Source organism: Shewanella sp. ENK2 (genome assembly GCF_043568515.1).
Classification (GTDB): Bacteria; Pseudomonadota; Gammaproteobacteria; order Enterobacterales; family Shewanellaceae; genus Shewanella; species Shewanella japonica.
The window spans coordinates 295,937-316,062 of the sequence record NZ_CP171406.1; the positions used below are offsets into that span (position 1 = coordinate 295,937).

The window sequence follows — 20,126 nt, forward strand, 5'->3', positions numbered from 1 at the left end:
CATATTAATTTTCATTTTGGCTCCACAATTGAAACGTGAGATAACTGCCCCATGGGCTAACTTGCTTAGCGAGGTTGTTAACGAATGTTTGATACAACTTAGGGGTAAACTCACCCTTATTTGCTATCGCAAACGGGTTGTTATCAGGCAAGTCATTTAAGGCAAACAAGAGGGCTTTAATTCGATTTTTAATCACTAAGTCTCCGCCCAGAAACACATCAGGGTTACTCTCTCCTCGCATTTGAGCATAAGCAATAGTCCAAGGACCTATGCCTTTTATATCTATCCATTTACTAGGGCAAGCAAATGGATTTTTAGCAACAAAGTCACCAAGGCCATTTAGCGCACGTTTTCGAGATTCAGGCATTTTAAATTCATCTAAACTCGCTGCAGCGATGGACTCAGCGCTAGGAAAAAACTGCACTTCCCTACCTCCAACTCGCTTAACGGCACCATAATTTTTAACGAGTATATTGAGAAGTTTACTGGCTTGAATCACACTCACTTGCTGGCCAAGTACCGCGCGACACCCCGCCTCAAATACAGAAGCAGTACCAGGAATTCTCAAGCCTTGTTTCACCTTCATACCTAAGTTCAGCAGCGGCTCAAATGATTGTTCAATCACGTCCATATCCGCGTCTAAATCTAGTCGCTGCCTGATAAATCGCACGGTTTGATGTAAATACCGGATATGTTCAGTCTGTTCAAATTCAACTGTTAACGCTAATTGATTCTTGCCTTTGACAGGAACAACTTCATAGACACCTGTCACTGTTTGCTCATTGAATGAAAAAGCAAAACTTCTCCCATAAGAAAAAGTTGTTTCATTCAGCCACTCCATACCATCTACTGCACGCAATTGATAAAACGACCAAATATCCTGCCATGAATACGGTGGCCGATAATCCAACAATAACTTAATACCTTGCGAGTTAGTTTCTGCAGACTTGTTTACTTTTTGGGTTTTGCGCAGCTGTGTTGGCGTCAGTAGCAGTTGTGATTTAAACACTTCATTAAAGCGTCTTATGCTATTGAAACCTGCCGCCATCGCGACGTCCGTTATCGATAAGCTGGTTTGATGTAGTAATTGTTTCGCAAACATCAATTGCCTGTATAAGGCATATCTTTTAGGTGAAGTCCCGAGTTGTTGATTAAATAAACGTGACAAATAACGGGAGCTTATCCCTAATCTTGCTGATAATTCCGTTAAAGACTGCGCATTCTCACCAGAAAGGCTGCCACCTTCGATTAACGAAATAGCTCGCTGCAAACTAGTGCTTGTACCCTGCCATGCATTAGATTGTGGAGCACTGTCAGGTCGGCAGCGCAAACAAGGCCTCAGCCCAGCTTGAGAAGCCTTTATCGCCGAATCAAAATACACCACATTTTGCTCTTTTGGAGGCGATGCAGGACAAATCGAACGGCAATAAATTCCTGTCGTTTTTACGCCAATAAAAAAGCGACCATCAAAGCGTGCGTCACGACTTAACCTCGCCTGTCTGCAAACATCATTCGGCAAATAACATGCAATTGAAGGTTCTGGCACCGGATCGAGCTCGTTATCTGGATGTGGCTGGTTGTGTTTACTAGTCATCATATGTCGATACGTCAGTGATGGAGATAATGTCACTTTACCCAAAGTTTACCTTCACAACTAGCGGAAAACGGAACTGAATGCTGATTAACTTCGCACAAGGATTGTCACAATCTATTCAACACTTGCATCATAAGTTACGGTATCCTAGCAATAACTAATATTCATTCGAGTTGTTGATGTTTAAATTTTTTGAATCTTTAACGAACCCTTTGCCTCAAGAAGAGCCCACCAAGGCACCTAAAGGCGTGTACGCGTTTTGTCGCCATTACACCCGAGGGTTTGAAAAACACCTGATTATTATGTCGATGTTGACTGCCACACTCGCCATTTTAGAAGTCTCGCTTTTCGGGTTTATGGGTAAGTTAGTCGACTGGTTAGTCACTAAAAACCCTGAAACCCTATGGCAAGATGAAGGTAACACGTTAATTGGCATGTCTGTCATTGTACTGGTAGTGATCCCGCTACTCGTATGGTTACATGCCTCTATCGTGCATCAAACTCTATTAGGCAATTATCCGATGGCAATACGCTGGCAAGCACATCGATATCTGCTTAAGCAAAGTATTTCATTTTACCAAGATGACTTTGCGGGTCGTATTGCCACTAAAGTCATGCAAACTTCTCTCGCAGTTCGTGAAACAGTGATGAAATTACTTGATGTATTGATGTACATCTTGATTTATTTCACCTCTATGCTGGTTATGATAGCCAGTGCTGATGTCCGTTTAATGCTGCCTATGCTTGTATGGTTATTTGCTTACATCGCCATCCAATGGAAGTTAGTACCAAAATTAAAAGCAATTTCAGCCAAGCAAGCTGATGCTCGCTCGACAATGACTGGCCGTATTGTTGACAGCTATACCAACATTTCGACTGTAAAATTATTCTCTCATACGAAACAAGAAGCCGATTATGCTCAAGACAGTATGATGGGCTTTTTGCACACTGTTTATGGTCAAATGCGCCTTGTCACGATTATTAATGTGCTGGTGCAAGGGATTAATTACTTACTGGCATTTACCATTGCTGCCGTTTCGATTTGGCTTTGGGCTGATGATGCTATTACCGTTGGTGCTATCGCTATTGCAGTAAGTTTAGCATTACGTTTAAACGGGATGTCACAGTGGATCATGTGGGAAATCAGCTCACTTTTTGAAAACATCGGTACTGTCACTGACGGAATGAACACCTTATCTAAGCCTATTGAAATTGAAGATAAGCCTGATGCCAAAGATATTTGTGTCGACAACGGCAAAATCGATTTCAATGATGTTAGCTTTAACTATGGTGAAGACTCTGGGGTGATTAACGATTTAGATCTCCATATCAAAGCGGGTGAAAAAGTCGGCTTAGTTGGCCGGTCTGGTGCCGGTAAGTCAACATTAGTTAACTTACTCATGCGATTTCATGATGTCGAAAAAGGCCATGTTGCCATCGATGACCAAAAAATTACTGATGTTACCCAAGACTCATTACGTTCAATGATAGGGATGGTCACTCAAGACACCTCATTACTCCATCGTTCGATTAGGGAAAATATACTCTACGGCGATCCAACTGCAACTGAAGCACAGCTAGAAGCTGCGATTTCGCAAGCACAGGCTACTGACTTTATTAAGGATTTATCAGATCCATTTGGTAATACAGGCTTAGATGCACAAGTGGGTGAGCGTGGTGTTAAATTGTCTGGTGGTCAGCGTCAACGTATCGCTATAGCCCGTGTTCTACTTAAGAATGCGCCGATTCTTTTACTTGATGAAGCGACATCGGCATTAGATTCTGAGGTTGAAGCTGCGATTCAAGAAAGTTTGTATGAGTTGATGCAAGGTAAAACGGTAATTGCTATTGCTCATCGCTTATCAACTATCGCTGCAATGGACAGATTGATCGTATTAGATAAAGGCAAAATAGTTGAGCAAGGTACGCATCAAGAATTAATCAAATCGGGTGGGATCTACGCACAGCTTTGGGCACATCAAACAGGTGGGTTCTTAGGGATCGATTAAGCTTAAATTGAGTTTATAAAGCACAAAGCCGTTCAATGTAATCACTGAGCGGCTTTTTATGGCTCAATTACCTACTCAAAGAGTGAATATAGATTATCAGTACAGTTAACAACCTAGGCCATGAAGTTTTTGCTTAAGCTTGCCAACAAATCATGCGGAATAGGCTCTGATAAAGGAAGAATTTATAGATTGCCGCAAAATAAAATGAATAATCAAAACAGAAAAATTTAATATTTGAGAAATAAATAAGGTTTGAGAAATTAATGAGATAAAGCAGAAGAAATGGTGGTCGATACTGGGCTCGAACCAGTGACCCCCTCCTTGTAAGGGAGGTGCTCTCCCAGCTGAGCTAATCGACCTGGGGATTTCGTAATGTTTTAATTCTTTACAAAAACTCTTTACAGTAAAGAATGGTGGTCGATACTGGGCTCGAACCAGTGACCCCCTCCTTGTAAGGGAGGTGCTCTCCCAGCTGAGCTAATCGACCTGGGATTTCGTAATGTTTTAATTCTTTACAAAAACTCTTTACAGTAAAGAATGGTGGTCGATACTGGGCTCGAACCAGTGACCCCCTCCTTGTAAGGGAGGTGCTCTCCCAGCTGAGCTAATCGACCTGGGATTTCATAATGTTTTAATTCTTTACAAAAACTCTTTACAGTAAAGAATGGTGGTCGATACTGGGCTCGAACCAGTGACCCCCTCCTTGTAAGGGAGGTGCTCTCCCAGCTGAGCTAATCGACCTGGGATTTCGTAATGTTTTAATTCTTTACAAAAAGAATGGTGGTCGATACTGGGCTCGAACCAGTGACCCCCTCCTTGTAAGGGAGGTGCTCTCCCAGCTGAGCTAATCGACCTGGGATTTCGTAATGTTTTAATTCTTTACAAAAAGAATGGTGGTCGATACTGGGCTCGAACCAGTGACCCCCTCCTTGTAAGGGAGGTGCTCTCCCAGCTGAGCTAATCGACCTGGGATTTACACAATGATTTAATTCTTAAAAAATAATGGTGGTCGATACTGGGCTCGAACCAGTGACCCCCTCCTTGTAAGGGAGGTGCTCTCCCAGCTGAGCTAATCGACCTCGCTGTGTGGGGCCGTATTATAGGGAGCAACAAAATACTGTCAACGACTTTTTCACGAAACAAAGCTTAGCAGCGCTAAAAACGTGCATACTGCTGAATTGTTAAACGCTTTAAACCCATAACAGACATGAATACTTAACCTTTTGATGCATTATTAAGCAAGTGCTTAGGGTCATAAGCTTTCATGTCTTTTCTTTTTCTTACTTTCGTCATTAACCTTGTATCAAGAATTTAAGCTTTAGCATTAATTTTAATCGCCGAGCTTTATCCAGATTAAACCTATCTTGTGCAATCAAGAACTCATTCAGTAATTAGTAAACTTCAAGCAGCAAGACATTCGCTTGTTAGCTATAGTTTTTCTTCACAAGAACAATATCACTTAAGTAAAGCGACCCAGCTTATATAATCAAAAGTGAAACTCGCATAATAAGGTAGTTTAGGTATAGAATATCGCCCACTTTATTATATCTGTCTTTATATAGACGTTTTTGAAATAGGTTAGTGTCCCATTATGACAACTAAGACGCGTTTTGCTCCTAGCCCAACAGGCTTTTTACATGTAGGTGGTGCTCGAACAGCACTTTATTCTTGGCTTTATGCCCGCGCAAACCAAGGCGAGTTTGTTTTACGTGTAGAAGATACTGATATTGAACGTTCAACACCTGAAGCATGTGCAGCCATTCTTGAAGGAATGGAATGGTTAGGACTAACTTGGGATGAAGGTCCGTATTACCAAACTAAACGTTTCGATCGTTATAACGAAATCATTGCGCAGATGCTAGAAGATGGTACTGCTTATAAGTGCTATTGTTCCCGTGAGCGTATTGAAGCAATGCGTGAAGAACAAGCTGCGAATGGTGAGTCACAAAAATATGATGGTCACTGTCGTGATCTTGAGCCTCGTGATACTGATGAACCATTTGTCATCCGTTTTAAGAACCCGACAGAAGGCAGTGTGGTATTTGATGATCATGTACGTGGTCGTATCGAATTTGCTAATGACACTTTAGATGACTTAATTATCGCCCGCACAGAAGGTACGCCGACTTATAACTTCTGTGTAGTTGTAGATGATTGGGATATGGGTATCACTTGCGTTGTACGTGGTGAAGACCACATCAACAACACCCCTCGTCAAATTAACATCCTTAAAGCATTAGGTGCACCAGTACCTGAATATGCTCATGTATCGATGATTTTAGGTGATGACGGTGCAAAATTGTCAAAACGTCATGGTGCTGTTGGTGTAATGCAATATCGTGATGATGGTTACTTACCAGAAGCACTGCTTAACTATCTTGTACGTTTAGGTTGGTCACATGGCGACCAAGAAGTGTTTTCGATGGAAGAAATGATCTCGCTATTCAAACTAGACGATATCAATAAAGCCGCTTCTGCCTTTAATACAGAAAAGCTGAATTGGTTGAACCAACACTACATTAAGGAGCTTGCTCCAGAATATGTAGCAAAGCATCTTCAATGGCACATGGATGACCAAAAAATTGATACAGCAAACGGCCCAGCATTAGCTGAAGTTGTTACTGCATTATCTGAAAGAGCAAAAACCTTGAAAGAGTTAGCAGCTTCTAGCCGCTACTTTTACGAAGACTTCGATGGTTTTGACGAAAATGCCGCTAAAAAACATTTACGTGGCGTAGCCATGGAGCCGTTAAAGCTAATTCAGCAAAAAATTTCTGCATTACCAGAGTGGACAGTTGAAGCAATTCATCAAGCAATTGAAGATACAGCTGCAGAACTTGAAGTGGGAATGGGTAAAGTCGGAATGCCTTTACGTGTAGCCGTTACAGGCGCTGGTATGTCACCTGCTGTAGATTTAACCTTATTTTTGGTTGGAAAGGCTCGTTGCGAACAAAGAATATCCAAAGCGATTGAATTTGTAGCAGATAGAATAAATTCTTAAAAAACGAGTTGACACTTTTGGCGAGGCTGCATAGAATGCGCCTCGCAGTTGAGACACAACGTGATTATTTATCGCAGCATGTCCAAATGTATTAAGTATAGTTGAGGGGCTATAGCTCAGCTGGGAGAGCGCTTCGCTGGCAGCGAAGAGGTCCACGGTTCGATCCCGTGTAGCTCCACCAATTATATTTAAATCAAAGCATTAAGTTTTAGCCTACAGAGCTTAATGAGTTATTCACTCTTTGGTAGAGTATAACGCCAGTCCGGGTCCCCTTCGTCTAGAGGCCTAGGACACCGCCCTTTCACGGCGGTAACAGGGGTTCGAATCCCCTAGGGGATACCACTATTTTATTTTTCTTGATGAACTTCGAGAAAATAAAAAAGCGTTAAGTTTTAGCCTACAGAACTTAATGAGTTATTCACTCTTTGGTAGAGTATAACGCCAGTCCAGCTCCCCTACGATTAAAGAAGAGAGAGCCTAGGACACCGCGCTGTTATTACAAGAGCACGGCGGTTTCACTTTAATAGCCTTCTAAAGTGTTACTTATAGGTCTTCGTTATGTTGGAAGTAAAACAATATGTCCGGGTCCCCTTCGTCTAGAGGCCTAGGACACCGCCCTTTCACGGCGGTAACAGGGGTTCGAATCCCCTAGGGGATACCACTATTTATTTTTTCTTGATGAACTTCGAGAAAATAAAAAAGCGTTAAGTTTTAGCCTACAGAACTTAATGAGTGATTCACTCTTTGCAGAGTCTAATGCAGTCCGGCTCCCCTTCGATTAAAGAAGAGAGAGCCTAGGACACCGCGCTGTTATTACAAGAGCACGGCGGTTTCACTTTAATAGCCTTCTAAAGTGTTACTTATAGGTCTTCGTTATATTGGAAGTAAAACAGTATGTCCGGGTCCCCTTCGTCTAGAGGCCTAGGACACCGCCCTTTCACGGCGGTAACAGGGGTTCGAATCCCCTAGGGGATACCACTATTTATTTTTTCTTGATGAACTTCGAGAAAATAAAAAAGCATTAAGTTTTAGCCTACAGAACTTAACGAGTTATTCACTCTTTGCAGAGTCTAATGCAGTCCGGCTCCCCTTCGATTAAAGAAGAGAGAGCCTAGGACACCGCGCTGTTATTACACAAGAGCACGGCGGTTTCACTTTAATAGCCTTCTAAAGTGTTACTTATAGGTCTTCGTTATATTGGAAGTAAAACAATATGTCCGGGTCCCCTTCGTCTAGAGGCCTAGGACACCGCCCTTTCACGGCGGTAACAGGGGTTCGAATCCCCTAGGGGATACCACTATTTATTTTTTCTTGATGAACTTCGAGAAAATAAAAAGCGTTAAGTTTTAGCCTACAGAACTTAATGAGTTATTCACTCTTTGGTAGAGTATAACGCCAGTCCAGCTCCCCTTCGATTAAAGAAGAGAGAACCTAGGACACCGCGCTGTTATTACAAGAGCACGGCGGTTTCACTTTAATAGCCTTCTAAAGTGTTACTTATAGGTCTTCGTTATATTAGAAGTAAAACAATATGTCCGGGTCCCCTTCGTCTAGAGGCCTAGGACACCGCCCTTTCACGGCGGTAACAGGGGTTCGAATCCCCTAGGGGATACCACTATTTATTTTTTTGATGAACTTCGAGAAAATAAAAAAGCGTTAAGTTTTAGCCTACAGAACTTAATGAGTCATTCACTCTTTGCAGAGTCTAATGCAGTCCGGGTCCCCTTCGATTAAAGAAGAGAGAGCCTAGGACACCGCGCTGTTATTACAAGAGCAAGGCGGTTTCACTTTAACAGCCTTCTAAAGTGTTACTTATAGGTCTTCGTTATATTGGAAGTAAAACAATATGTCCGGGTCCCCTTCGTCTAGAGGCCTAGGACACCGCCCTTTCACGGCGGTAACAGGGGTTCGAATCCCCTAGGGGATACCAATATTTATTTTTTCTTGATGAACTTCGAGAAAATAAAAAAGCGTTAAGTTTTAGCCTACAGAACTTAATGAGTTATTCACTCTTTGGTAGAGTATAACGCCAGTCCGGGTCCCCTTCGTCTAGAGGCCTAGGACACCGCCCTTTCACGGCGGTAACAGGGGTTCGAATCCCCTAGGGGATACCACTTTCTTAACTCTGAGTTATCAAACTGAGTTTTAAGTAATATCAAAGCCACTTAATTGTGGTTTTTTTATCTCTGAAATTTATCGCTAACTCAAAAAGACCTCTCTAAATGAATACCTATACGTAACGACTATAATGTCAACGCCTAAAGTGTTAGTTAGTAACGCCAATCAAATCAAGATGAACTCTTAATAATTACATAATCTATCTAGGATACTTAGTGAGTTGAGGCTTTAGCTATTCTTTAAAGTTCGCTCTAAAATGAGTGCTGAACAATTAAAATCAAACATTACGTATTGTATTTGTACATGAGGTACAAAGTGAATGTAATAACTGGAAACTAATTTGTTTCAATAGACAACTCAGTTTTGAACGTAGAGCAGGCTTAGCGCAAGAACAAACAACAAAAAAGAGGCCTTTAGGCCTCTAATTCAAAAGGTAGAAAACTTATCTATGTCGTTACTGTGTTTGCGTATTAAGCTCTTGTTCAGCTGCCTTAGATTGATGATGTGTCAACCTTAAAATAGCCACTAATAACAGAGACAATAACCCTACCGAACCAATAACAACACCTTGCCACTCTGATTGATGCCAAAATATCATCAAATAAGGGCCTCCAAGGGACGCTCCTAGATAATAACTGCAAAGGTATAGGGAAGTCGCCTTAGCTCTATGAGTCGATGCTCTTATCGCCACAAACGAATTACAGCAACTATGAGTTAAGAAAAAACCACTCGCAGTCAGTAAAAAACCAATTGTAATGCAAAGTAGATTATCCATTAAGGTCAATAACGTGCCAAGCAACATCACAACCAATGCACCTTTGAATAATCGTTGAGCACCAAATTTAACCACCCACTTGGCAGATAAATAAGACGTTAATGTTCCACTTAAATAGCAAAGAAAAATTAAAGTCGCCGCAAAACGGCTAAAATTGTATGGGTCGGCCATCAAGTGTAATTGAATAAAGCTGAACTGATTCACCATCATCATAAAAGCAAGTCCACCGATGGCATATACAAGCCGCATCTGGGGATCTGTCAAATGATAAATAAAACCACCGATATCGTGCTTTATTTTATTAATGACGCTCGTTGAGTGGTGGGTTGCCGCGCACTTTATTTCTCTTCTTGGTAGCAAATATGTGACTATAGAAATCCCAATCAAAGTAACCGAAAAATTCACCATCATGGCTTGTTCCCAGGTAAAGTATTGAGACAAAAGCCCTCCCATTAACCTGCCACCAATGCCGCCTAAACTATTTGCCATAATGTAAATACCAGCCGCTTTTAATAAAAAACCTGCTGGTAATTGCTCTTTAAAATATGCCATTGCAATGGCAGGTACTGCTGCGAGTAATACCCCCTGCAATAGCCTAACCAATAATAAAGCATCAAAGTCTCGAGCAAAAATAAGTAATAGATTGGAAGCGACTAACATCCATAAGCTGACCATAATTGGCGCTAAACGGCCTACTCGGTCTGAAATTACCGCATAAATAAGTAACGAAAAAGCCAGCGAAAAACTGGTAACAGACAAGATCAATGTTGCTTTAGCACCACTGACATTAAAATGCTCAGCAATTAAGGGCAGCATGCCTTGTACTGCATATAAATTGATATAAACAACGATAGATGCAAGACACAATGCCCAAATTAATCTTTGTTCGCCACCAGATTGGTTTTCAGGGGCTTCTTTGGCAAGTAAATCAGGCACAACATAAGCCTCGATTAAATAGTTAACTGAGCATTGATTATTGCTCGATGAAGACCATAAGCAATTTGAGAAAGTTAAAGATGTGAGTTATGTCTTAATTTGTCAGCATAATCATTAAGACATAACTTAAAGTTCGAGCAATATTTTTACTATTGAACCCTGTTGTTTTTAAGCAGATGTAAAGTGATCAGTTTAGCGCTCTACCTTTTTCATAATAACTTCAGTGGTGAACTTATCATTATTGATAACCGGAAATTTCTCATAGGTTTGAAAAATAGGTCTATCTTGATACAGAATCATCGCAACAACCCCATACTCAATATCTTCATCAATACTGTCCGCAGGTAACGTAAACTTAAACGGTACTGGTGCTCTGGCAATATCGAACGTTTTTTGCGAGATAATTAAACCTGGGGTATTAAGACCAATAATCGCAATGTTAATTTTACAGTTTTGAGGTAATACAATTTTCTCAAGATAACCCGCATAGCCATTAATAATAACCGGCTCATCTGGGGTAACGGTTACACACGCAGTCATCATAAATGTCATCAACGCAAACATTGCTGCTTTTACACCGAGCTTCATATTTTTATCCTTTCGTCATTCTTAATAAGCCTTCTTGTGTTGCAGATGCAACCAAGCGACCCTGTTGATCAAAAAACTGCCCTTTAACAAAACCGCGGCCACCGCTGGCATTGGTACTTTCTACACTATAAAGCAACCAATCTGAAAAATTAAACGGCCTATGGAACCACATAGCATGATCTATCGTCGCCATTTTAATCCCTGGCGTTAAAAATGACACACCATGAGGCTGAGCCGCAGTCACCAGAAAGTTGAAATCTGACGCATATGCGAGTAAATATTCATGAACACTGTGATCACTTGGAATATGGCCATTCGCTCGCATCCAAATATACCGCTTGGGTTCAGTAGAGTCTGGAGCAATAGGGTGTATTGGATTAACCAAGCGCATTTCGATTGGCGAGTCAGCCATGAATTTTTCAAGTATGTTAGCGGGTACTTTATCGCGCATTGTAGAAGCTAATTCTTGCTGATTTAGTAATCCGTCTGGACCATCGACGACTGGCATTTCAGCTTGATGTTCAAAACCTTCTTCAGGAGCTTGAAACGAGCAAGTCATGTAAAAAATAGGGCGGCCTTTTTGAATCGCTTTTACTCGTCTTGCACTGAAACTGCCCCCATCACGCATGTTTTCAACATCGTAGACAATAGGAAGTTTCTCATCACCCGCCCGCAAAAAATAAGAGTGTAATGAATGCACATGCCTATCTTCACTTACCGTTTGCTTTGCAGCACTTAACGCTTGCCCCATCACTTGCCCGCCAAAGACATGACCGAAGCCTAAATCCTGACTTTGCCCACGGAACAGCCCTAGTTCGATTTGCTCTAATGAAAGCAGTGATAATAAATCGTTTAAAACTTGACTCATAATTTCCCTAACGTCTGCACAATCTGACTCAATAAACTTAGATTACCTTAGAACCACACGCCTAGCGTAAATATATTCTCGAATTTACGTACAAATAAACAAAAAAACGATAAAATTCAGCACAATTAGTAACAAGATTTTACTTAATTGCGCGATCACAACCTCGTACTTAATCAAAAAAAGTTGCTATGCTATTAGTCTATCCTAATTTAACTCGATATCTTGAAGCCTTAACAATATGCAATCTTGGATTTTAGCCATTAGACCTCGCACTTTACCTGCTGCCATTGGTCCATTATTAATTGGTAATATTTTAGCCCTACACCTTGAGCAATTCAGTTATACCATTGCTTGCATTTCAATGTTATGTGCCATTTTATTGCAAATTGCCGTCAATTTAGCCAATGATTATTTTGATTTTAAAAATGGCATCGACACAGAAGAACGAGTAGGGCCTGTCAGAGTGACCCAAAGCGGAATGTTATCACCTAGCAGTGTACGCAATGCCATGGTTATTTGCTTATTGCTTGCATTATTGGTTGGTTCAGCACTTATTTTTCATGGTGGCTGGCCTATTGCGATATTAGCCGTGGCATCCTTACTTGGTGCGGTATGTTACAGCGGTGGACCTTACCCTTTAGCATCACATGGTTTAGGTGAAGTGGCAGCATTTGTATTCTTTGGACTTGTTGCCGTCGTTGGTAGTTATTACTTACAAGCAGGTGACACGAGTACCAGTGCTTGGCTGTTAGGAAGCGCTATTGGCATGTTTAACGCAGCGATTATGCTGGTAAATAATACCCGTGATATTCAAACAGACACCAAAGCAGGTAAAAATACCCTTGCTGTCAAAATTGGGCAAGCTCAAGCTAGAGTCTTATATCAAGCATTAGTCTATTTACCTTTTGGTCTTATTATTGGTGGTTTTTTAATGGGTAACCTTGCAGGCCTTCCAGTGCTGCTAGCAGGTTTATCATTAATCTACGCTCGTCAACTCAGCGGAGAGTTCAGTAATACCAGTGGTGAAGCCTTAAACCCAATCTTGGGGCGAACAGCTAAGTTAACAATGATTTTCAGCCTATTGTTCAGCATAGGGTTAATCTTTAGTTTGCCAATGTAACTGACCGCTCGCCCAATAAGTCTTCCTATGAACTTGCTTTAACATTAATACAAGCATGTCATAGGAAGCTTTTTACCTTATTAAGCCTATACTTAATCCTGTAATAATTTCCCTTTTCTTCCCTCTTCATGCCATTCAAGAATAGCACTATCATCCAGCCTAGAAAGCGGATAATACACAGCTTCATTTGGTTTAAATGCTTGATTAGTAATTGCATTGTAAGCACATATCATCGACCATCTAGGTTTATCTGAGCGATTTTGATTTGATTTATGCAGCAAGTTGCAATGAAAAAACAGAACATCCCCCGTTGCTAACTCAACATTGACTAAAGGATGATACTTCATTGCTTCTTCGACAAAAGTCATGTCTGCGCCTTTTTGATCGCCAGTTTTAGCGTGATCTAACCTTCCTATATGATGTGAGCCTTTTAGTACCTGTAAGCAGCCATTTTCAACTGTTGCAGGGTTGATGGCAATCATGCAGCTAATCGCTTTTGGGTACAGCATAAGGTTATCTTGATGCCAATAACCGAAGTCTTGATGCCATTCCCAAGCGCCTCCAACCAATGGCTCTTTCATCATGATTTTGGTACTCGTATGGTAAGCCTCCTCTTCTATTATCTTTTCTACTGAATCAACAAGTCGTCGGCCTCTAGAAAACATACTGTATAAGTCATCACCAGTTTGCTGCCAAATGCATACCTTGCTTAAGGCACCTTGACTGTCTTTCTTATTCCATGCTTGTTGGTACAAACCCTCATCATTAAAAGCGACTTGCTGCAATTTCGCCATTTCTTGTTGAGAATAGTACCCCTTTACAATGACATAGCCATCACGATTAAAATCTTTAATCTGTTCAACTGTTAATTCAAGCTTACTCATCTTCCATACTTCCTTTTAATTGCTAATGTTAGTTCCGTCTTTATTCATCTTGCTCGATAATGGCAAAATAAACGCCTAAATAAATCAGGTATTGTTAACAATAATCAATTAAACTTATTAAGATCGCAAGTTTTCATTTGCATATAAATATTAAATTTATATAAGTATTGGGTTTATGAATAAATGCCCTGTCGGTTTTTATGCAAATTTTGCCAAAATAGCCTTACCTACATCTCAAAGAAAAAGGCCAAGCGAACAATTGGACACCATTAATAAAAGGGAAAGGTGATATGCCAGCAAGTGTTAACTTAATAGCAGAACCAAAATACTCTGTGCCAGCATTGGACAAGGGCTTTGATATTTTGGAATTTTTAGCTGAGCAACAAACCCCTTTACTTCAATCAGAGATAGCCAAAGGTATTGGGCGTAAGCCAAATGATATCTATCGGGTATTGGTTAACCTTGAAGCTCGGGGATATCTTCATCGGGATGAGTCTTCTGGCCGATATCAGCTGTCTTTGAAAATATATAACCTCTCAAGAGGAATATCGCCGATTGATAAAGTGAGGCAAGCAGCGCTGCCGTTAATGGAGGATTTGGCGGTTACCACAGGTCAAGCTTGTCACTTAAGCATGCTTTACCAAAGTCAGGCAATGGTTATTGTACAAGCAAAAAGTCACTCCCCAGTGTCAATCAACATAACTGAAGGAGCAATGTTCTCTACCGTTTCATCAACTGCTGGTAAGGTATTACTGGCAAACAGTAACCCTGATGTCGCCTTGATGATACTAAAACGAGATGCACTTTATTTAACAATGAATCAAAAACAGAAAATGGCTTTATCTGCTCAACTGGAAGAAGTTAAGCAACAAGGTTTTTTGTTTACGCATACAAGCCATATTGAAGGTATCGCGGAATATTGCGCATTGATTGGAGAACCAGAAGGACAAGTGATTGCCGCACTTACCTTTTCAGTGTTACCCAATGTGCTAAACCACACAGAGCTAAACCTGCTTCAAAATGCGCTGAAGCAAACAGCGAAACAAATTACCCACCAGTTAATAAGTTAAACGCAATCCGCTTAATACGCCTTTCCTTATATGGGAAAAGGCGTTTTGGCATAGGTAAAAACTTAGCACTGTAGACTTTTAAGATTCAACTTCTGCCGTTGCATTGGCCGAGATCTGTTTTCGGTCAAAATCATCATTAAGCAAGATCATGTCGGCTAAAGAAGCTCTTAACTTCACTGATGCAGGTGCTTTAGCTGCCGTTCTTTGACTTAACGATTCCCTTAGCAGTACGACTTCAAGTAATTTTTCTAGTGCATCATTATTGTCAATTTCAAGGGGGGAGTTTTTTGGCAGCATTTTTGGAGTATTGTTCATATTCAAACGTGACGCTTTCTATCGCTTCGGCTATTCGTTTCTTTTTATCAGCTTTTGTCGGCATTATATTCCCTCATAACTATGAATTTTTACTTACAAACCTTACTGCTTATAGTTGAACCTATAGCAGTCAAGCCGCAGTTACAAGTTTTGCTTACCCGCTTGATTGGGTAATATCGTTATTCTATACACAAAAAAGCACTTCTAAATAGAAGTGCTTTTTAATCAATAGCCAGCTAAAGCTGTCATTCAAAGTCGATATCAGACTTTTGATAATGTGCGTTGCTTAGCACTCCAATCTAGATGATATTTTTCACCTGCTGGTTTATCGGTACGTTCAAATGTATGGGCCCCAAAAAAGTCACGTTGGCCTTGGAGTAAATTTGCGGGCAAGGTTTCACTGCGATAGCTATCATAATAAGCCACTGCAGAACTAATGCAGGGTGCAGGGATCCCTTGCATGACAGATGCCGCAACGGTCTTGCGCCAATTCATATGCTTAGCTGATAAACTCTCGCTAAAGGTATCCGCCATGAGTAAGTTTGGAAGCGCTGCATCATCTTGATAAGCTTTAGTAATTGACTGTAAGAAAGTGGCACGAATGATACAACCCGCACGCCAAATCTTGGCGATTTCAGCAAAATCTAAATCCCAATTTTGCTCTTTAGCTGCCATCGCCATTAATTGAAAACCTTGGGCATAACAACATACCTTGGCGCAATATAAAGCATCTTCCAGGTTAGCGATAAACTCCGCTTTTTCGGCATCGTTCAATGGTATTTTTGCAGGACCAGAAAGCTTACTGCTTAAATTAACCCGCAAGGTTTTTTGCGTACTCACCGCACGTGCATAAACCGCTTCAGCAATTGTTGGCGCAGGGCAGCCAATTTGTAAGCTGCTTACCGCAGTCCATAGACCTGTGCCTTTTTGACCCGCTTTATCTAAGATCATTTCAACCAGAGGTTGACCGGTTAACGGATCATCTTGTTGTAACACCTCTGCGCTTATTTCCATAAGATAGCTATTTAAACTACCTTGGTTCCAAGTATGGAAAATACTACCAACTTCATGAGCAGATAAACCTAAGCCATCATGCAATAATTGATAAGCTTCGCAAATGAGTTGCATGTCAGCATATTCAATACCGTTATGCACCATTTTAACGTAATGGCCAGAGCCCGCAGGACCTATGTAAGTCGTGCATGGTTCCCCTTCAATCACTGGATTGCCCGGCTCAAACCGCTCAATAGGCAAGCCAGTTTCAGGATCAACTTTTGCTGCCATTGCTTTCCATACAGGTGCCACGTATTGCCAAGCATCTTTATCACCACTAGGCATTAAAGAAGGTCCAAAACGTGCACCAACTTCTCCACCTGAAACAGCAGAACTAAAGAATACAAACTTACCTTTAAAGCGCGCTTCACGCTCCACAGTATCAGTCCATAGACTATTACCTGTATCAACAATGATATCGTCTGATTCGATACCTGCTTCAATAAGCGCATTACACACGCCATCAACAGGTCCACCAGCAGGCACAGATAACACAATGACGCGAGGTTTAGCTAAAGAATCAAGCATTTCAGTAAGATTATTACAGCCTAGCATTCGGGGAGCTAAGTTTGCTTTTCTTTCTGCTTGTTCTTGATTTATTGCGGTATTCACTTTGTCGCTGTCGAGGTCGAAAGCCGCGACCTGGTAGCCATTATCAGCAATATTTAACGCGAGATTCTTGCCCATTACACCGAGGCCGATAACACCGATGTCTGAACGAAAGGGTTGGGTAGTCATTATTATTTTCCAAAGGTCACAGAGATTAATCGCGCGTAGCGAATCCATTTGGACGGTGATTATACTGATTTATGTAACTAAATTACAGTCGCAAAATGTGCACACACAATTGCATAATTAGGAAAGCAAACTAATAAACAAGTTTTAGCTAATAAACACAGTGAGTTAGAATAAATTAAAACGGATTGTAAATAATCGTTACAACATTTAATCCAGTAGTCTGAAAATACAAGATTTTTGGTTAAATAACCAAGCCAGCGACCTTAATAAAACATGATTAATGAGCTCACTTTAGCTTAAAAGTAACTAAAAAAGGTTGTATAAGCTAATCTAAGCAAGCTAACTCATACAACCTTTAACACATTGATGAACGATTTAGTTCAGTCCGTGCATCACATCAATACCTAAGCTTTTCCCTTCGCCATGACAGGTTTGGCATGACTCATCACCAGGCTGATATATTGCGCCAGAGCTTGCATCTTGTTGGAATACACCGCCGAAGCTTTCAGCATGAGCAGCCCAGCTTGCTTCAGTGTTATGGCATGAGGCACACACAGCAACAGTCGGTGAATATTCAGAAACTTGACCCGATGAGGTCGCATCACGAGCTGCCACTATGACAGAGTCTTGCGCAGCAAGCGTATCCATTTGGAGCTGACCTTTATCATGACAAGCACGACAATCGTTTGCAGAAGCCGGATACGTCATTGCTTCACGTTCACTACCGGTATAGCCTTTGGTTGTGCGAGTATTTGCATGCAGTGAATGCACTAACTCTCGATAACCTAGACTATTATTAATAGTTCTAAATGCTTTAATACTTGCATCACCTGGTGTGTGCTTACGTGTCGCATTCATGTATTTAACCATGTCGTTGGTATGACAGCTTTGACAGCTACCATCCGTTAAGGTTGTCGCAACTTGTGGCGAGTGACAAGCACCGCAAGTTGCCCCATTAGCTGGTGTAGAGATTTTACTGTGAGCTTCATTCACTCGTTGCTGGAACTGTTCATCATGGCAAGCAATACACTTTTGGTTATTCACTAATTCAGTATAAAGCTCAACATTCGTGGTTAATGGTATCGCGGCATCAGCTGGGACCTCAGCAAGCACGATACTTGATTCCGCCTCTAGCGCCTCACATGAAGCTGCTAAACCCGTTAGTTTGTCTCCGCAAACCATAACCTTCGCATATAAGGTACCCGTCGTATTCAGCCCAAGATCGGCAACACCAGCATTGTTAATCGTCACAGTAACAACTGAACTCTCCCTAATTAACGTGATATCTTCTGAGCTTGATACTAGGTCCCACACTTTACGCTGGCCATTGTTTTCAGGCATAACATCTTGTTGCGGATTACCTGATGCCACCAGCCAAAGGTTATCTATAGCGGGATCAGCATCTGGGTTCGTGCTTAATTGGTTAAAAGTTAGGGTAGCTGTTAACGTGTCTTGCGCCTCATCTAACACACTGTCAGTTAACGCAAACTGATATTGCTCAATCAAGGAATCTGTCACACTCACAGTAGCATTGTGGAAAATGGCCGAACCTAATGGATTATTACTATCTGGGTGACAACCACTGCAGCTCATCGCCCATGCATCAGGAAACGCATCTCGATCGTGAAATAAGCCTACCGCAGTCCCATTCCAGGTGTCAGGTGCATATTTCTCATGACAGCTTAAACAGGTTTCTTGACCAGGGTATTGGTAAAAGTCAGCTTGAGGCACACCATCTTCAATATGACATTGCTGACATTGATGCATATCACCAGGATAAGTCAGATCGCTATAATCATGGACAGATCCTTTATAACCAATGACCAAATAATCACTTTTATGGATTCTATGTACTAAGCTGGCCATGCCAATGCTCACGCCTGTTTCAGGATCGCCAGAATAACTGGTATGACACATCACACAGCCTTCGTAATCAAAGCGTTTATTGCCATGCATTAATAAGCTATTGTCAGCACTTAAGTCATTTGTATGGCATCGATAACAACTCTGCTCCGCTGTCAGTAACACCCGAGTATCTTCTGCTGGAGCGTTTACGCCAGTGGTCGGGTCAAAGTCAAATGTGGTGTTCACCAACATCGTACTGATGTCAGCATCGGAAAAAGGCATTAACTCTAAATACACCCGATGAATATTTTCTACATTGTATTCAGTATTAATTCCATCAATATTTGAATAGCTATCTAAAGGCTGTGAAAACGTATAGCGATATAAACCGTTTCCAATAGCTTCAATACAAGCTTCTTTACAATCCGACTCAATACTTGCTTGCCATTGAGTCCCTTTGTGCTTGTCCCAGCCCTCTTCTAAATCATTGTCCGCAACGTCTCCAGGCTCAACCACGTTATTGATATAACTCGTCCATTGTGGTGATAAATCAGTTTCAGCAGTTGTCACAACAGTAGCGCTACCTGCTTCATTCAATGGGCGCACGCGCCTTTGTTGAACTCCGAGCTTAGCAATGCCTGCCCCTAAAGTTGAAATGGACGCCACATCGGCTAAACCACTTACAGCTACACCGTTGGCATTACTAAGATAAAACTCAAAAGAAACCTGCAACGACTCATCAATCGTGACCTTTTCAATTTCAGCTTGTAATGATTTTGCCGATGAAATTGCAATGTTAATGTCACCAGACTCTCCATCATCGCCATTTTTTCCGTCATCACCGGAACATGCAGTAAGTGCAACCATTGGAACTAAAACAAGCGGTGTTATCCACTTCTTATATTTCCTAATTAACAATTTGCTCATCATTATTATTCCTTTTATTAATTCACGGCATTTTTAATTTTTAGTAATAATTATTTATTTATAAAAATCTTATTGTGATAAAAATCATGAATCCACTCAAAATATTAAAACAACAACTAACAAAACAGTACATTCCACAAAGTAAAATACTCAGTTCAAAAGTAACAATTCCCAAAAATGGAATCGAATAGGATTTTTCAATAATTAAATAGAAAAGCAAATTTTAATAAATGAAATACACAGCAAAAAAATGTGACTTAAGATATATATTAAGACTAATTAGAA

The 20,126-nt window shown here is 41.0% G+C and carries 12 protein-coding genes and 15 tRNA genes; 12 read left to right on the forward strand and 15 right to left on the reverse strand.

All coding sequences use genetic code 11. The features are described from left to right. Positions 1-4 precede the first annotated feature (4 nt). Positions 5-1,597 (reverse strand): DNA-3-methyladenine glycosylase 2 family protein, encoded by a 1,593-nt coding sequence (locus ACGEDC_RS01405; RefSeq protein ID WP_394498203.1) that lies wholly within the window; start codon positions 1,595-1,597, stop codon positions 5-7. A gap of 176 nt (positions 1,598-1,773) precedes the next feature. On the opposite strand from ACGEDC_RS01405, the gene ACGEDC_RS01410 reads away from it, so the two are divergent. Beyond that, positions 1,774-3,603 carry an ABC transporter ATP-binding protein gene (locus ACGEDC_RS01410; protein WP_394496002.1) on the forward strand — a complete coding sequence of 610 codons (1,830 nt, stop codon included), beginning with the start codon at positions 1,774-1,776 and terminating at the stop codon, positions 3,601-3,603. Positions 3,604-3,886: 283 nt separating this feature from the next. On the opposite strand, the gene ACGEDC_RS01415 is transcribed toward ACGEDC_RS01410, so the two are convergent. The 7 genes from ACGEDC_RS01415 to ACGEDC_RS01445 all read right to left on the reverse strand — a co-directional run bounded on the left by ACGEDC_RS01415 (position 3,887) and on the right by ACGEDC_RS01445 (position 4,682). Continuing rightward, a tRNA-Val gene (locus ACGEDC_RS01415) sits at positions 3,887-3,962 on the reverse strand. 52 nt (positions 3,963-4,014) lie between these two features. Further along, positions 4,015-4,090, reverse strand: a tRNA-Val gene (locus tag ACGEDC_RS01420). A 51-nt stretch (positions 4,091-4,141) separates the two neighbouring features. Beyond that, positions 4,142-4,217 (reverse strand) — tRNA-Val (locus ACGEDC_RS01425). 51 nt (positions 4,218-4,268) lie between these two features. Next, positions 4,269-4,344, reverse strand: a tRNA-Val gene (locus ACGEDC_RS01430). A gap of 37 nt (positions 4,345-4,381) precedes the next feature. Continuing rightward, positions 4,382-4,457, reverse strand: a tRNA-Val gene (locus tag ACGEDC_RS01435). A 37-nt stretch (positions 4,458-4,494) separates the two neighbouring features. Beyond that, positions 4,495-4,570: transfer RNA gene (locus ACGEDC_RS01440), tRNA-Val, on the reverse strand. 36 nt (positions 4,571-4,606) lie between these two features. Then, positions 4,607-4,682: transfer RNA gene (locus ACGEDC_RS01445), tRNA-Val, on the reverse strand. 512 nt (positions 4,683-5,194) lie between these two features. Here ACGEDC_RS01445 and gltX point away from each other — a divergent pair. From gltX to ACGEDC_RS01490, 9 genes are all read left to right on the forward strand, one after another. Further along, entirely contained in the window at positions 5,195-6,604 is a 1,410-nt protein-coding gene (gltX, locus tag ACGEDC_RS01450; RefSeq protein WP_394496004.1) for a glutamate--tRNA ligase, read from the forward strand. 105 nt (positions 6,605-6,709) lie between these two features. Continuing rightward, a tRNA-Ala gene (locus tag ACGEDC_RS01455) sits at positions 6,710-6,785 on the forward strand. 85 nt (positions 6,786-6,870) lie between these two features. Then, a tRNA-Glu gene (locus tag ACGEDC_RS01460) sits at positions 6,871-6,946 on the forward strand. A 243-nt stretch (positions 6,947-7,189) separates the two neighbouring features. Further along, positions 7,190-7,265: transfer RNA gene (locus ACGEDC_RS01465), tRNA-Glu, on the forward strand. Between the two features lie 241 nt (positions 7,266-7,506). Further along, positions 7,507-7,582, forward strand: a tRNA-Glu gene (locus ACGEDC_RS01470). Between the two features lie 243 nt (positions 7,583-7,825). Further along, positions 7,826-7,901, forward strand: a tRNA-Glu gene (locus ACGEDC_RS01475). A gap of 242 nt (positions 7,902-8,143) precedes the next feature. After that, positions 8,144-8,219, forward strand: a tRNA-Glu gene (locus ACGEDC_RS01480). A gap of 239 nt (positions 8,220-8,458) precedes the next feature. Then, positions 8,459-8,534 (forward strand) — tRNA-Glu (locus tag ACGEDC_RS01485). A gap of 108 nt (positions 8,535-8,642) precedes the next feature. After that, positions 8,643-8,718, forward strand: a tRNA-Glu gene (locus ACGEDC_RS01490). Positions 8,719-9,176: 458 nt separating this feature from the next. Here the strand turns inward: ACGEDC_RS01490 and ACGEDC_RS01495 are convergent. From ACGEDC_RS01495 to tesB, 3 genes are all read right to left on the reverse strand, one after another. Further along, entirely contained in the window at positions 9,177-10,433 is a 1,257-nt protein-coding gene (locus ACGEDC_RS01495) for an MFS transporter (protein ID WP_394496006.1), read from the reverse strand. 192 nt (positions 10,434-10,625) lie between these two features. Then, positions 10,626-11,021: a YbaY family lipoprotein gene (locus ACGEDC_RS01500; RefSeq protein ID WP_394496008.1), complete on the reverse strand. Its 396-nt coding sequence runs from the start codon at positions 11,019-11,021 to the stop codon at positions 10,626-10,628. A gap of 4 nt (positions 11,022-11,025) precedes the next feature. Further along, the gene (gene tesB, locus ACGEDC_RS01505) at positions 11,026-11,889 is read right to left on the reverse strand and encodes an acyl-CoA thioesterase II (RefSeq protein ID WP_055026088.1); all 864 of its coding nucleotides are present in this window, start codon (positions 11,887-11,889) and stop codon (positions 11,026-11,028) included. A 238-nt stretch (positions 11,890-12,127) separates the two neighbouring features. On the opposite strand from tesB, the gene ACGEDC_RS01510 reads away from it, so the two are divergent. Next, on the forward strand, positions 12,128-13,009 hold the full coding sequence (locus ACGEDC_RS01510) for a 1,4-dihydroxy-2-naphthoate polyprenyltransferase (protein ID WP_055026087.1): 882 nt from the start codon (positions 12,128-12,130) through the stop codon (positions 13,007-13,009). Positions 13,010-13,101: 92 nt separating this feature from the next. On the opposite strand, the gene ACGEDC_RS01515 is transcribed toward ACGEDC_RS01510, so the two are convergent. Next, on the reverse strand, positions 13,102-13,893 hold the full coding sequence (locus ACGEDC_RS01515; protein WP_394496011.1) for a phytanoyl-CoA dioxygenase family protein: 792 nt from the start codon (positions 13,891-13,893) through the stop codon (positions 13,102-13,104). A gap of 290 nt (positions 13,894-14,183) precedes the next feature. Between ACGEDC_RS01515 and ACGEDC_RS01520 the strand changes: the two genes are divergently transcribed. Next, the gene (locus ACGEDC_RS01520) at positions 14,184-14,963 is read left to right on the forward strand and encodes an IclR family transcriptional regulator (RefSeq protein WP_394496013.1); all 780 of its coding nucleotides are present in this window, start codon (positions 14,184-14,186) and stop codon (positions 14,961-14,963) included. A gap of 78 nt (positions 14,964-15,041) precedes the next feature. Here the strand turns inward: ACGEDC_RS01520 and ACGEDC_RS01525 are convergent, their stop codons facing one another. From ACGEDC_RS01525 to ACGEDC_RS01535, 3 genes are all read right to left on the reverse strand, one after another. Further along, positions 15,042-15,278 carry a hypothetical protein gene (locus tag ACGEDC_RS01525; RefSeq protein WP_394496015.1) on the reverse strand — a complete coding sequence of 79 codons (237 nt, stop codon included), beginning with the start codon at positions 15,276-15,278 and terminating at the stop codon, positions 15,042-15,044. A 261-nt stretch (positions 15,279-15,539) separates the two neighbouring features. Further along, a complete protein-coding gene (gene gndA / locus ACGEDC_RS01530; protein ID WP_192021277.1) occupies positions 15,540-17,069 on the reverse strand; it encodes an NADP-dependent phosphogluconate dehydrogenase in 1,530 nt (509 codons plus the stop codon). 375 nt (positions 17,070-17,444) lie between these two features. Further along, positions 17,445-19,844: an OmcA/MtrC family decaheme c-type cytochrome gene (locus ACGEDC_RS01535; protein WP_394496018.1), complete on the reverse strand. Its 2,400-nt coding sequence runs from the start codon at positions 19,842-19,844 to the stop codon at positions 17,445-17,447. Between the last annotated feature and the right edge of the window lie 282 nt (positions 19,845-20,126).

Coding starts and splice junctions, on each gene's coding strand:
- ACGEDC_RS01405 (WP_394498203.1), bottom strand. CDS start 1,597: ATGATGACTAGTAAACACAACCAGCCACATCCAGATAACGAGCTCGAT.
- ACGEDC_RS01410 (WP_394496002.1), top strand. CDS start 1,774: ATGTTTAAATTTTTTGAATCTTTAACGAACCCTTTGCCTCAAGAAGAG.
- gltX (WP_394496004.1), top strand. CDS start 5,195: ATGACAACTAAGACGCGTTTTGCTCCTAGCCCAACAGGCTTTTTACAT.
- ACGEDC_RS01500 (WP_394496008.1), bottom strand. CDS start 11,021: ATGAAGCTCGGTGTAAAAGCAGCAATGTTTGCGTTGATGACATTTATG.
- tesB (WP_055026088.1), bottom strand. CDS start 11,889: ATGAGTCAAGTTTTAAACGATTTATTATCACTGCTTTCATTAGAGCAA.
- ACGEDC_RS01510 (WP_055026087.1), top strand. CDS start 12,128: ATGCAATCTTGGATTTTAGCCATTAGACCTCGCACTTTACCTGCTGCC.
- ACGEDC_RS01515 (WP_394496011.1), bottom strand. CDS start 13,893: ATGAGTAAGCTTGAATTAACAGTTGAACAGATTAAAGATTTTAATCGT.
- ACGEDC_RS01520 (WP_394496013.1), top strand. CDS start 14,184: ATGCCAGCAAGTGTTAACTTAATAGCAGAACCAAAATACTCTGTGCCA.
- ACGEDC_RS01525 (WP_394496015.1), bottom strand. CDS start 15,278: ATGAACAATACTCCAAAAATGCTGCCAAAAAACTCCCCCCTTGAAATT.
- gndA (WP_192021277.1), bottom strand. CDS start 17,069: ATGACTACCCAACCCTTTCGTTCAGACATCGGTGTTATCGGCCTCGGT.
- ACGEDC_RS01535 (WP_394496018.1), bottom strand. CDS start 19,844: ATGATGAGCAAATTGTTAATTAGGAAATATAAGAAGTGGATAACACCG.